This is a genomic window from Streptomyces griseiscabiei (assembly GCF_020010925.1).
Taxonomy (GTDB): domain Bacteria; phylum Actinomycetota; class Actinomycetes; order Streptomycetales; family Streptomycetaceae; genus Streptomyces; species Streptomyces griseiscabiei.
Genome location: NZ_JAGJBZ010000002.1, coordinates 1,749,895 through 1,761,912, shown reverse-complemented (window position 1 = coordinate 1,761,912; position 12,018 = coordinate 1,749,895). Strand labels below are relative to the sequence as shown.

Annotated in this window: 11 protein-coding genes; 5 read left to right on the top strand and 6 right to left on the bottom strand. The window is 72.1% G+C overall.

Going from position 1 to position 12,018, the window contains the following annotated elements; all coding sequences use genetic code 11:
• The first annotated feature begins 172 nt into the window (after positions 1–172).
• Complete coding sequence (locus tag J8M51_RS25090) at positions 173–376, top strand: hypothetical protein (RefSeq protein ID WP_086760578.1); 204 nt, start codon at positions 173–175, stop codon at positions 374–376.
• Positions 377–457: 81 nt separating this feature from the next.
• Here J8M51_RS25090 and J8M51_RS25085 read toward each other — a convergent pair whose 3' ends face one another.
• The 3 genes from J8M51_RS25085 to allB form a co-directional block, all read right to left on the bottom strand.
• Positions 458–844 (bottom strand): ribonuclease domain-containing protein, encoded by a 387-nt coding sequence (locus J8M51_RS25085; RefSeq protein ID WP_086760582.1) that lies wholly within the window; start codon positions 842–844, stop codon positions 458–460.
• A 182-nt stretch (positions 845–1,026) separates the two neighbouring features.
• Positions 1,027–2,157: an allantoicase gene (gene alc / locus J8M51_RS25080; RefSeq protein WP_216590881.1), complete on the bottom strand. Its 1,131-nt coding sequence runs from the start codon at positions 2,155–2,157 to the stop codon at positions 1,027–1,029.
• A gap of 77 nt (positions 2,158–2,234) precedes the next feature.
• Positions 2,235–3,575 (bottom strand): allantoinase AllB, encoded by a 1,341-nt coding sequence (allB, locus tag J8M51_RS25075; RefSeq protein WP_086751495.1) that lies wholly within the window; start codon positions 3,573–3,575, stop codon positions 2,235–2,237.
• Positions 3,576–3,820: 245 nt separating this feature from the next.
• On the opposite strand from allB, the gene J8M51_RS25070 reads away from it, so the two are divergent.
• Positions 3,821–4,624 (top strand): IclR family transcriptional regulator, encoded by an 804-nt coding sequence (locus tag J8M51_RS25070; RefSeq protein ID WP_216590883.1) that lies wholly within the window; start codon positions 3,821–3,823, stop codon positions 4,622–4,624.
• Positions 4,625–4,888: 264 nt separating this feature from the next.
• Here the strand turns inward: J8M51_RS25070 and J8M51_RS25065 are convergent, their stop codons facing one another.
• Positions 4,889–5,203 carry a DUF5955 family protein gene (locus J8M51_RS25065; RefSeq protein WP_086753809.1) on the bottom strand — a complete coding sequence of 105 codons (315 nt, stop codon included), beginning with the start codon at positions 5,201–5,203 and terminating at the stop codon, positions 4,889–4,891.
• A gap of 246 nt (positions 5,204–5,449) precedes the next feature.
• Between J8M51_RS25065 and J8M51_RS25060 the strand changes: the two genes are divergently transcribed.
• Complete coding sequence (locus tag J8M51_RS25060) at positions 5,450–6,082, top strand: nucleotidyltransferase family protein (RefSeq protein ID WP_086753801.1); 633 nt, start codon at positions 5,450–5,452, stop codon at positions 6,080–6,082.
• Between the two features lie 80 nt (positions 6,083–6,162).
• On the top strand, positions 6,163–7,797 hold the full coding sequence (gene aceB, locus J8M51_RS25055) for a malate synthase A (RefSeq protein ID WP_086753803.1): 1,635 nt from the start codon (positions 6,163–6,165) through the stop codon (positions 7,795–7,797).
• Between the two features lies 1 nt (position 7,798).
• Here aceB and J8M51_RS25050 read toward each other — a convergent pair whose 3' ends face one another.
• Together J8M51_RS25050 and J8M51_RS25045 are read right to left on the bottom strand one after the other, a co-directional pair.
• Positions 7,799–8,080 carry a SelT/SelW/SelH family protein gene (locus J8M51_RS25050; protein WP_086753805.1) on the bottom strand — a complete coding sequence of 94 codons (282 nt, stop codon included), beginning with the start codon at positions 8,078–8,080 and terminating at the stop codon, positions 7,799–7,801.
• Positions 8,077–8,982, bottom strand: coding sequence for a HipA family kinase (locus J8M51_RS25045; protein ID WP_086753807.1), 906 nt, complete (start codon positions 8,980–8,982; stop codon positions 8,077–8,079). The genes J8M51_RS25050 and J8M51_RS25045 overlap by 4 nt, the downstream gene beginning before the upstream one ends.
• A 229-nt stretch (positions 8,983–9,211) precedes the next feature.
• On the opposite strand from J8M51_RS25045, the gene J8M51_RS25040 reads away from it, so the two are divergent.
• Positions 9,212–12,016: an eCIS core domain-containing protein gene (locus J8M51_RS25040; RefSeq protein ID WP_398856814.1), complete on the top strand. Its 2,805-nt coding sequence runs from the start codon at positions 9,212–9,214 to the stop codon at positions 12,014–12,016.
• Positions 12,017–12,018: the final 2 nt, after the last annotated feature.

The window sequence follows — 12,018 nt, the reverse complement described above, 5'->3', positions numbered from 1 at the left end:
CCGGCACCTCCCCTCCGCCGGTGATCGCGACGGAAGTCGCACCGCCGTCGACCTTCGTCGTGCCGTCGTCGACCCTCGTCGCGCCGCCGCCCCGCGGATCGGTACCCCCGTCGGACAGGCCTCGCCCCGCGGCCGATGGAGGCGGGGGGAGCGCGGGACGAGGATCGGGGCCATGAAGCAGTTGTTGGAGTTCCTCGGGTTCCTCGCCCTGCTCCAGGGCACCGGCGGTCTGGTGTACGAACTCACCGGCAAGCTGAAGTGGGGGGTGACACAGAAGTGGAGCACCCTGGACGGCTACGAGATCTATGTGAGCATCGCGCTGATCGTCCTGGCGATCGCCCTGTTCGCGGCGGCGGAGAGCCGGAGGTCCGGGTGAGCGAAGGCCCGCCCGGCCGACGGTCCTGTGGGGGAAGGACAGCCGGCCGGGACGGGCGGCGCCGAGTCCGGTGGGGCGGACTCAGCAGTCGTGGTCGACCAGGTCGAAGGACGCGTAGTGGTCGGCGGTGTAGTAGTCCTCCTCGTGGGCCTGCCCGGTGACGATGCGGCGGGCGCCGCGGGTGGAGGAGCCGGGGGTCTTGACGGTGTACTCGTGGTAGTAGCCCGTGGACCGCGAGGGCAGGACGCGCTCCCGGTTCTGGAAGACGCTGCCGTCCTGCGCGTACGGGTAGGGGCCGCCTCGGGCGATCAGGCTGAGCGTGGTGTGCGCCTGCGACGGCAGGTCGCTGTAGCAGATGCTGCCGACCGCGGCGGCGGCCGGGGTGGCGGTGACGGTGCCGCCGACGAGGAGGGCGGACAGGAGTGCCGCCGCCGCTCCGACACGTGTTGCTCGTGGGGGGAATCGCATGGCCTCATGATGACGCGCGTAGACCATGACATGTCAATGACAAGTTCCATGATTTTCCGGGCACGGCCGGTAAGTTTTCCCGGTGTTAACCGGGGGTGATCGGAGTTCACACCGGCCACACACTGCTGGTCACGCGGTTGCCCGCACCCCGGAAAGGGGCGCGGGCACCGCCGCTCGGCCGTCTAGCCGCCCAGTTCCTGGTGACGTGCCGCCAGACCGGCACGGCCCGTCTCCGTCAGGGAGCCGAAGAGGCGCAGACGGGAGATTCCGCCGTCGGGATAGATGTCGACACGGGCGTGGGTGGCGACGGCGGGGACGTCGAGGACGAAGCGGTGGCCGGTGTCGGGCTGGAGGCGGGTGCGGGGGAGGATCTCGGTCCAGTCGGCGTCGTCGCCGTTCTTCACCGAGACCGTGGCCCAGCCGGCCGCGTTGCCCTTGAGGTAGGCCGTGTCGATCTCCAGGGCACGGATCTCGGACTGGGCGGCGAGGCGGTAGCGGATCCAGTCGTTGCCCTGGTCGCGGCGGCGGCTGGTCTCCCAGCACTCGTGCATCACCCGGGCGCGGCCGGGCTGGATGGTGTTGGTGGCGGGTGAGTAGAAGAGGTTGGAGGCGTCCTCGGCCAGGCCGCCGTTCTCCAGGGCGACCACGTCGAAGGTGCCGAGCGCGTCCAGCCAGACGGGGTCCGGCACGGCCTCGCCGTACACCCGCAGACGGGCGACGCCGCCGTCGGGGTGCTGGTTGAGGCGCAGGTGGGTGAAGCGCTGCTCGACGGTGACCGTGAAGCCGTTGGCCGCGTGGCCGCCGACGGGGGTGCGCGGGACGAGGGTCGTCCACTTCACGTCGTCGGCGAGCAGTTCCTCCGGCGACGGGGAACCGGCGACGGACGCGGCCTCGACGGAGACCGCCTGCGGGTAGTTGCCGCGGAAGTGGGCCGTGTCGACGACGATCCCCCGGATCACGCCGGGCGCGCCGAGGCGGATCAGCGCCCAGTCGTGGTCGTCGGCCGTCGGCCAGGGGTGCTCGGCCGAGGCGCCCCGGCGGCGGCGGGTCTCCCAGCCGTCCATGACCTTGCCCTTGTGCCCGAAGTGCTCGGGGACGAACTCGGCGCGCTCGGGCACCAGCAGGTTCTCGCGGTGGGCGAAGAACTCGTCGTTGGCGGCGACGACCCCGGCGCCGAGCCTGCGGTCGGCGAGGTCGGCGTACCGGGTGAAGGGGAAGTCGGTGGTGCGGTAGTCCGCGTACGGGTCGCCGCCGCCGTAGGGGTTCGCGTCGCCGGTGAAGCTCGTGGGCGGGGTGTGGTGCTGAGCCGTCACGATGATCAGGTCTGCCTTTCGGTGGTCGGCCGCTGCGGGTACGGGGCGGGAAGCGGGGCCGGGCGTACGGGGCGCGGTCAGGGGGTGCGGGTGAGGAGGCGGCCCTTCGGTTCGGTGAACTCGCCGTCCGCGACGATGCGTTCGCCGCGCAGCCAGGTGGACCTGACCACGCCGTACAGGGTCTTGCCGGCGTACGCGGTGACGCGGTTGCGGTGCTGGAGGGCGGCCGGGTCGACGGTGAAGGTCTCGTCGGGGGCGAGGACGGCGAAGTCGGCGTCGCGGCCCGCCTCGATGGCGCCCTTGCGGTCGTCGAGGCCGACGAGGGCCGCCGTGCGCGTGGACATCCAGCGGACCACGTCCTCCAGGCCGTGGCCGCGCCGGCGGGCCTCCGTCCAGACCGCCGCGAGGCTCAGCTGCAGTCCGGAGATGCCGCCCCAGGCGGTGGCGAAGTCGTCGGTCTTCAGATCGGCGGTGGAGGGGGAGTGGTCGGTGACCACGCAGTCGATCGTGCCGTCCGCGAGGGCCTGCCACAGCAGATCCTGGTTGGCGGACTCGCGGATGGGCGGGCAGCACTTGAACTCGCTCGCCCCGTCCGGGACTTCCTCCGCGGTGAGGGTGAGGTAGTGCGGGCAGGTCTCGACGGTGATCCGTACGCCGTCCCGCTTGGCCTCCGCGATCAGCGGGAGCGCGTCGGCGGAGGAGAGGTGCAGGACGTGGACGCGGGCGTCGAGTCGCCGGGCCCGGTCGATGAGGGCGGCGATGGCGGTGTCCTCGGCGCCGCGCGGGCGGGAGGCGAGGAAGTCGGCGTACCGGGGGCCGCCCCGCTGCGGGGCCGCGTCGAGGTGGTGGGGGTCCTCGGCGTGCACGATGAGCAGTCCGCCGAAGCCTGCGATCTCGGTCAGGGAGCGGGCGAGGCCGTCCTGGTCGAGGTGCGGGAACTCGTCCACACCGGACGGCGACAGGAACGCCTTGAAGCCGAAGACCCCGGCGTCGTGCAGCGGGCGCAGGTCCTTGACGTTGTCGGGCAGCGCGCCGCCCCAGAAGCCGACGTCGACATGGGCCTTGTCGGCGGCGACCTCGCGCTTGGTGCGGAGGTGGTCGACGGTCGTGGTCGGCGGGAGGGAGTTGAGCGGCATGTCGACGAGGGTGGTGATGCCGCCGGCCGCCGCGGCGCGCGTGGCGGTCCAGAAGCCCTCCCAGTGGGTGCGGCCGGGGTCGTTCACATGCACATGGGTGTCGACGAGACCCGGCAGCAGCACATGGTCGCCGAGGTCCTCCAGGCGGGTGCCGGGCGGTACGTCGGCGTCGTACGGGAGGACGGCCGTGATCCTGCCGTCCGCGACGGCGACCGCGGCGGGGCGCGATCCGTCGGGGGTGATGACACGCGTCGAGCGCAACACCAGTTCAGTCTCGGACACCGGGACCCCTCTCGCCGTACCGCTGCTCACTGCCGCCGTTCACTTCCGCGTAACGGAATTCAACGTTCTGTTGAAGGAGTTTTCCTCTCCGCTCCCACCTCCGTCAAGGGCACCCTCACTCTGGATGTTTTCACAAGACGGAATTACTATTCCACTGAGCAGAACGTAGTGACATACAAGCCAGTAGTCAATGAACTGCCCGGTAGGCTGCGATCTCGCCCGCCATCCCGAAAGGACCGCGCCCCGTGCCGACGTCCAGCGCCAGCGCCCACACGACCGACTCCACGAAGTCGTCCTCCGGCGGTGTCCAGTCCCTCGAGCGCGCCTTCGATCTGCTGGAGCGGATGGCGGACGCCGGTGGCGAGGTGGGCCTCAGCGAGCTGTCCGCGAGCAGCGGGCTGCCGCTGCCGACCATCCACCGGCTGATGCGGACCCTGGTCGTCTGCGGCTACGTACGCCAGCAGCCGAACCGGCGGTACGCCCTCGGTCCGCGCCTGATCCGCCTCGGCGAGTCCGCCTCCCGGCTGCTCGGGACCTGGGCACGGCCGTATCTCGCGCGTCTCGTCGAGGAGACCGGGGAGACGGCGAACATGGCGCTCCTCGACGGGGACGAGATCGTGTACGTCGCCCAGGTGCCGTCCAAGCACTCCATGCGGATGTTCACCGAGGTGGGCCGCCGGGTGCTGCCGCACTCCACCGGGGTCGGCAAGGCGCTGCTGGCCGGCTTCCCCGCCGACGAGGTCCGCGCCCTGCTGGCCCGGACGGGCATGCCGGCCGCGACCGAGAAGACGATCACCACGCCCGAGGGTTTCCTGAGCGCGCTGGAGGACGTCCGCCGGCTCGGCTACGCCGTGGACGACAACGAACAGGAGATCGGCGTCCGCTGCCTCGCCGTCTCCGTCCCCGACTCCCCCACCGCCGCGGCCATCTCCATCTCCGGCCCGGCGGGGCGCGTCACCGAGACGGCGACGGACCGGATCGTGCCCTTGCTGCAGCAGGTGGCGGTGGAACTGTCGGAGGCGCTGGCGAACTCGGGGACGGGGAGCTAGGGCCAGGGGGTTCGTTGTCGGGTGCAGGTGGGTGGGGCTTCGCGCGGTCGTGTGCGGGCGCGTGGGGCTTCTCGCGCAGTTCCCCGCGCCCCTGAAAAGCAGGGGCTGCGCCCCGTGCTTTTCCCGAAAGGGCCGCAGGCCTCTTTCAGGGGCGCGGGGAACTGCGCGACCAGCCCCCACCGGACGGACGCCTGGGGGTCGAAGGGGCGCAGCCCCTTGAAAAGATGGGACGGGTAGGGGCGGCGGGGGCGAGGAAAAACGCGGTCAGCGGCGCGGTGGCTCGCCGAACAGTTCCACCGCCGTGCGCACCTCCGCCAGCCCCCGGGCCAAGGCGCTCACCGACCCGATCGAGCCCGCGATCAGCAGCAGCGAACGGCGTAACCGCGGAACCTCCGGCATCCCGGTGACGACCATCGCCGCCAGCGCCGCGAGCTCGTCCTCCGCGATCCCCCGGTCGGGGAACTCCGCCGGATGCGCCGCAAGTTCACGCCGCAATCGGGACACGGCCGACCGCAGTCCCGCCACTCTGGGATCCTCGTCACTGCCGGTCACTGGCCTCTGCCCCAAGCTCCGCAACACAGCCCTCTCCCCCCTCGCCCACTCCGTCGTGCACGAGTCCTGACCGCACGCCCGGGTACGGCCGGCCACCCGGTGGCGTCGGTCGGTCGCCGAGGGTGGCGCGGGCCAGTAAACGCCAATCGGTGTGGCGAGCGCCACCACGGGGACCGAAATTCGGTCCCCGCACATCACAAAGCCGCCTCTGACCCGTCCGGCTTCACGGGACACCCGCGCGGGGTCGGGTATGCAACAGGTATGCAAGGGGACATGACGCACCATGAGACCCAGAGGCCACCCCGAGGCGAGGTCGTCGGACTGCTGCTGGCCGCCGGCGGCGGGCGGCGCCTCGGCGGCCGGCCCAAGGCCCTGCTGCCCCACCACGGCCGCCCCCTGGTCGAACACGCGATCGCGGTGCTCCGGGCGGGCGGCTGCGCCCGGGTCCTTGTGGTCCTGGGCGCCGGGGCCGCGGCCGTACGCGCCCGCGCCGACCTGTCCGGCTGCGCGGAGGTCGACAACCCGGACTGGGCCGAGGGCATGGGCTCGTCCCTGCGCGCCGGGCTGGAGTCCCTGGCCGGGACCGGCGCCGACGCCGCCCTCGTCTCCCTCGTCGACCAGCCGGGCATCGGCCCGGCGGCGGTGGCCCGCGTCCTCGCCGCGTACGGGTCGACCGGATCGCTCGCGGCGGCCGCCTACGACGGCGTACGCGGCCACCCGGTCCTCCTCGGCTCCGACCACTGGCCCGGCATCGTCGCGACCGCCACCGGCGACCGGGGGGCGCGCGCCTACCTCACGGCGCACCGCGAGGCGATCACGCTCGTCGAGTGCGGGGACGTGGCCCGGCCGTACGACATCGACACCGAGGCCGACCTCGTCCATCTCGGCGGAACCGAAGAATCTTGACATCAACAAAACATTGAACTTCCACCATGAGGAAACTAGTATCCGCTGAACAGAAGCCCCGCTGAAGGAAGTGACAGCTCATGTCCGCACCAGCGCCGTCCCCGCTGGCCATCGTCGACGCCGAGCCCCTGCCCCGCCAGGACGAGGTCCTCACCGACGCCGCCCTCTCCTTCGTGTACGAGCTGCACCGCCGGTTCACGCCCCGGCGTGACGAGTTGCTGGCCCGCCGCGCGGAGCGCCGCGCCGAGATCGCCCGCACCTCCACGCTCGACTTCCTCCCGGAGACGGCCGCGATCCGCGCCGACGACTCCTGGCGGGTGGCGCCCTCCCCCGCCGCGCTGAACGACCGGCGGGTGGAGATCACCGGCCCCACCGACCGCAAGATGACGATCAACGCCCTGAACTCCGGCGCGCGGATCTGGCTCGCGGACTTCGAGGACGCCTCCGCGCCCACCTGGGAGAACGTGGTCCTCGGCCAGGTGAACATGGCCGACGCGTACACCCGCAACATCGACTTCACCGACGAGCGCACCGGCAAGTCGTACGCCCTGCGCCCGAACGAGGAGCTGGCGACCGTCGTCATGCGCCCGCGCGGCTGGCACCTCGACGAGCGTCATCTCGTCGACGCCGACGGCCGTGCCGTCCCCGGCGCGCTCGTCGACTTCGGCCTGTACTTCTTCCACAACGCCCAGCGGCTGCTGGACCTCGGCAAGGGCCCGTACTTCTACCTCCCGAAGACGGAGTCGCACCTGGAGGCCCGCCTCTGGAACGAGGTGTTCGTCTTCGCCCAGGACCACGTCGGCGTCCCGCAGGGCAGCGTCCGCGCGACCGTCCTGATCGAGACGATCACGGCCGCGTACGAGATGGAGGAGATCCTCTACGAACTCCGCGACCACGCCTCGGGGTTGAACGCGGGACGCTGGGACTACCTCTTCTCCATCGTGAAGAACTTCCGTGACGGCGGCGAGAAGTTCGTCCTCCCGGACCGCAACGCGGTGACGATGACCGCCCCGTTCATGCGGGCGTACACCGAACTCCTCGTCCGTACCTGCCACAAGCGCGGCGCGCACGCGATCGGCGGCATGGCCGCGTTCATCCCGTCGCGGCGCGACGAGGAGGTCAACAAGGTCGCCTTCGAGAAGGTCAAGGCCGACAAGGACCGGGAGGCCGGCGACGGCTTCGACGGGTCGTGGGTGGCCCACCCGGACCTGGTGCCGATCGCCATGGCCTCCTTCGACGCCGTCCTCGGCGACAGGCCCAACCAGAAGGACCGCCTCCGCGAGGACGTCGACGTCAAGGCCGCCGACCTGATCGCCGTCGACTCCCTCGACGCGCGGCCCACATACCCCGGTCTCGTCAACGCCGTCCAGGTCGGCATCCGTTACATCGAGGCGTGGCTGCGCGGGCTGGGCGCCGTCGCCATCTTCAACCTCATGGAGGACGCGGCCACCGCCGAGATCTCCCGCTCGCAGATCTGGCAGTGGATCAACGCGGGCGTCGAGTTCGAGCGCGCCGGGGAATCGGTGAAGGCCACCCCGGAGCTGGCCCGCGAGGTCGCCGCCGAGGAGCTGGCGAACATCCGGGCCGAGATCGGCGAGGAGGCGTTCGCCGCGGGCCACTGGCAGCAGGCCCACGACCTGCTGCTCCAGGTCTCCCTCGACGAGGACTACGCCGACTTCCTCACCCTCCCGGCGTACGAGCAGCTCAAGGGCTGAGCTACGACCCGCCGATCCTGTCCGAGTGGCCCAGGGACTTCCCCGGGGCCACTCGGTCGCGTACGGCCTGCTTGACGGCGGTGGGCTCCGGGAAGCCCTGGTCACGGCGGTCCCAGACCACCTCGTCGTCGACCCGGACGACGAACACACCACCCGTGCCGGGCTTGAGGGACAGCTCGCCGATCTCCGTCTCGAAGGTGGTGAGCAGCTCCTGCGCCAGCCAGGCCGCGCGGGGCAGCCAGCGGCACTGGGTGCAGTACTCGATCTGTACGACGGGGCTCATCCGAGATGCACCGACCAATCCTGTTCCGCCGCCGGCTTGCCGTGCAGGTCGGGGACCCGCTTGAGCCAGTCCGGGCGGCCTCGCCGTGTCCTCGCCGCGCGGAGGCTCTCCTCCGCGGCGAGTTCCTCCCGGGTGGGGAAGTCCGTGGGGAGCCAGTCGGCCGACGCCCGGACGCGCGCGAGGAGGTACCCCACGTACGCCTCACGCGCCCCGTCCGGTGTCCCGGAGTCGGTGAGCCAGGCGTCGGGGACCTCCGCGACGATCCGCCGCAGCAGTTCCTCGGTCACCTTCGGCGCCAGCTCGGCGTCCGCCGCGCGGACGTCGGGGGCGTAGTGGCCGAGGGCGTGGTGGCGGAAGTCGTACGCCTTCACGGGGTCCGAGTCGTCCCAGCGGTGGTGGAAGACGAGGGCCGCCCCGTGGTCGATCAGCCAGAGCCGCGCGGGTGCGACGCCGAGCGTGGGCCAGATCATGAGGTTCGAGCTGTGCACCGTGCGGTCCACGTTCACCGTGAGGGCGTCGAGCCAGATGATCCGGCCGGCTTCGAGGGGGTCCACACGGAAGTCCCTGGCGACCTCGGGGGTGAAGTCCCGCGCGCCCGGCAGATAGTCCATGCCGAGGTTGAGCCCGGCGCTCGCGGCGTGTAGTTCCCGCACCTCCTGGTGCGGCTCGCTCTCGGCGATCGCCGGATCGAAGTGCGCGAGGACCAGCTCGGGGAACCGCAGTCCCAGGGCCCGCGCCAGCTCCCCGACGATCACCTCGGCGACCAGCGCCTTGCGGCCCTGCGCCGAGCCCGTGAACTTGACGACGTACGTCCCGAGGTCGTCCGCCTCGACGATCCCGGGGACGGAGCCGCCCGCGCGGAGAGGTTCGACGTAGCGGGTCGCGGTGACTTCCCTCAGCATGTCCGCCCCTGGTTTCCGGCCTCCGGCCTCCGGCCCCTGAAACGACCATAGTAATCGTGGGTGATCGCCGAGGCGGAGCGCCCGGGGCCCGGGGGGGCTCACGGGCGGCGGGGCCGCCTCCGGGTCTGCCCTTCCGGCTCCAGGTCTGCCCTTCCGGCCGTTGTGCCGTTGCCCGCCCCGAGGGGAGCCTGGAGACCCGTACCCCGAGCCCGAGCCCCGAGGAGTGGTGATGCGCGCGCAGGAGGAACGGCCGGGCCAGGCCGTCGGGCGGCAGCGGCCGGTCGTCACCGCGGGTCCGGTCGGACCCGTCGCCGCAGGGGCGTCGTCCGCCGGGTGGACGGCCGAGGCCATGGCCGCCCTGCAGAGCACGGCGGGCAATGCCGCGGTGCAGCGCGCGCTGGCCCGGGAGCGGCATGAGCACGGGGCCGGGTGCGGCCACCCGGAGGCGGCGCCCGTACAGCGCTCGTCCGTCGCGGATGTGGTGAGCGGCGCCGGCCGGCCGCTGGCCGCCGACGTACGGGCGGACATGGAGCAGCGGCTCGGGGCGGACTTCTCCGACGTACGGCTGCACACCGACAGCGTGGCCCAGCGGTCCGCCGCCGAGATCGGCGCGCGTGCCTACACCTCGGGCAGCCATGTGGTCGTCGGTGCGGGCGGTGCCGACAAGCACACCCTGGCGCACGAGTTGACGCATGTGGTGCAGCAGCGCAGCGGCCCGGTCGCCGGTACGGACAACGGTGCGGGCCTGCGGGTGTCGGACCCCTCCGACCGGTTCGAGCGGGAGGCGGAGGACACCGCCCGCCGGGTGATGAGCGGGCCCGCTCCGCGAGGCGGTCTCCCGGACACCGACGCGGCGCCCGCGACGGGCGGCGGAGACTCCGGTCCGGCGCTCCCCGTGCAGCGGGCCTTCTCGGGCGCGCTGCACGGCTACACCACCCCGCAGGCGCTCGCCAGGCTCAAGGAGCTGTTCCCGGGGTCGAACCCGGGGTGGACCAAGGTCGACGCGGCGCGCAGAAGCACGGTGGACTACGACAGCTTCGACGCCCTCGCGTCGGTGGCGTGCGCCCAGCCGCCGCGCTCCGGAGCGGCGACGGCTTCGACGGTGACCCCGGCCCCGGCCCCGGGCGCGAGCACGGCGTCGGGGCGCGCGCCCGCATCCGCAACCGCGCTGGAAGCCACTTCGGACTCGGGAGCCACCTCGGCCTCGGCCACCGCTCCGGGCACCACCACCGCGCCCGGCCGGCAGCGGCCGGCCGTCAGACCCAAGCCCACCACCGTGGCCGGACCGCAGTCGGCCTCGACGGCACCCCGGCGGCAGGACCCCCAGGTCCCGGCACATGCCCCCGTGTCGGCCTCCGCCCCGCCCGTCGGCACCACGGCGCCTGCGGCGGCGGTCGAGGAGTCGAAGAAGAGGACGGGCGAGCGGATCTCGCCGGAGGACTTCGCCGCCAACTCCGCACAGGCCCGCTCGGAGCTGGAGGACGAACTGCTCGCTCCCCGCCGGTATCTGCGCCCGAACGCGGCGCGCCGGCTCGACGAAGCGGCGCTGGAGCAGATGGCCCACTCCGTGAACATCACCAACCGGACGAAGGTCCTGCCGATCCTCATCGACCAGCTCTACAGCTGCCTCGAATGGACCGGCCGGGCACCCATCGCGGTCTTCACCCACGAGGCCCAGGGCAAGGGCGATCTGATGCTGGGCGTCAAGACCGCCGACGCGCTGCGCGAGACCTTCCCGCGGACCGGCGCCAACAAGAACGACATCGCCCTGCTGACCGCCGGCGCGGCGCACACGAGGCAGCCCGGGGTCTTCGAGGACGCCGCGCACCCGTTCGCGGTGCTCGGCGGCAGCGACGCCACCCCCGCCGCCCCGCCGCTCGCCCGCGACGAGGCCCCCACCCATGTGGTCGTCGCGCCGCAGCTGAGCGCCACCAAGAAGTTCCAGCAGAGCGTCGGCGGGTGGGGCAGCACGGTCTCCGCGATGACCGAGTACTCCAAGAAGGAGTCACCCCCGCCGGGTGCCACCGGCACCGGTCACACCACCGGACTCGGTCCGGACGAGGTCGGCATCACCTTCGACGCCGGTCTGCGCCACTACAAGCAGCAGCAGGACGGCATCACGGGCGAGGCGGAGAAACGGGCCGCCCGGCTGGAGAACATCCACGCGCTGAAGTCCGCGGAACTGCTGACCGCGCTCTTCCCGGAGGAACAGGAGAAGACCGCGAGGGACTTCGCCGCCGCCGCTTCCTCCCGGCTGTACTTCGCCTACTCCAACAAGAGCGCCGTGCGGTTCGCGCTCACCGTGGCCGAGATCGAGAACGGCCGGGACAACGACGTGCACGTCGTCCAGTCCTCGCCCACGCAGGGGCCGACGGAACTCGACGGCACCATGCGGCGCGACCTCGCTGCGCTCGGGGTGGCCAGGGTCCGGCTGGTGACGGTGACCGCCGGGAGACCGGCCCCGGCGATCTCGGTCCAGGAGACCGGCGGCGACGGCAAGACGATGCACTGGATCACCGCCGACCGCGTCCCGCACGACGACATGCTGACGCTGATCAAGGCGAGCGAGCCGATCGTGATGACGACCGGCAACCAGAGCACCTCCGAGGCGCTGTCGGCCGGCAAGACCATCCTGTACGAGAGCATCGGCATGGAGCAGAGCAGGGCCTTCCGGGAGTCTTTGTACGGCGGGGCCGGGGTCGGGGCGTCGGACAAGGCCGACATCGCCGCCGTCAGCCGCGACTACGACGACCGGAGGAGCGCGGCTCCCGGACAGCCCGAGTTCAAGGCCGCGGCCGCGGCTCTGGGGCGGATGCAGGAGCAGGACCGGATGGGTGCCTTCAGCGACAAGGCCTCCGCCACCAAGGACCTCGGCCGCTGGATCGGCGGGCAGCATCTGCGCGACTACCTGATGCGGACCCCGCTGCGCGCCGAGTTGGAGAGCGAGGAGGCGAAGCTCAAGTCGGCCGGCCGGAAGCCCGAGGCCTACGGACACTTCGTCGACCATCTGCTGTCCCTCCCGGGCGAGGAGTGAGG